This window comes from Streptomyces calidiresistens (genome assembly GCF_014141525.1).
GTDB lineage: Bacteria > Actinomycetota > Actinomycetes > Streptomycetales > Streptomycetaceae > Streptomyces > Streptomyces calidiresistens.
The window spans coordinates 1-504 of the sequence record NZ_VKHS01001527.1 but is presented as its reverse complement, the minus strand read 5'-3'; the positions used below and the strand labels follow the sequence as shown (position 1 = coordinate 504).

The 504-nt window shown below is 75.4% G+C and carries 1 protein-coding gene; it reads right to left on the bottom strand.

The genetic code is table 11. The features are described 5' to 3' along the window. Positions 1-504 (bottom strand): hypothetical protein (locus tag FOE67_RS28140; RefSeq protein ID WP_182667610.1); only part of this gene is annotated, 504 nt, incomplete at both ends.

The following is a 504-nucleotide window of genomic DNA, read 5'->3' as shown; positions in this document are numbered from 1 at the left end:
TGGTTGGCCAGCGGGTGGGCGGGGCCGCCGGCCGGGTTGTGCAGGTTGAGCGCGCGGTACTCCGGGGCGCCGGTGTCGGTGTGGCGGGTGAAGTTGCCCGTGGTGGTGTCGGTGACGTGCCAGTGACCGTCGGGGAGGCGGGTGGCGTTCGGGGCGGGGGCGCCGCTGTCGGTGCGCAGCGACACGGTGCCGGGCGCGGAACCGGGGGTCGTGGTGGTGAACAGGTGGATGTGGGGGATCGGCCGGCCGTCGATGCCGTTGAGGGCGGTGACGTTGTGGGTGTGCGTGCCGTTCGGGGCGATGATCAGGTCGTGGTCGCCGTGGCGGACGCGCACCGCGTCGCCGGTGCCGGCCCCGGTGCCCGGGACCCGCAGGTCCAACGCGCCGGTCTGCGGAGTGACGGTGGCGCCGTCCACGGCGCGGAAGAGGGTGCCGCCGGGACGGTCGGGGTCGGGGCCGGCACGGAGCAGGCCGAGGGTTCCGTCGGGGGTGGTGGTGAGGTAG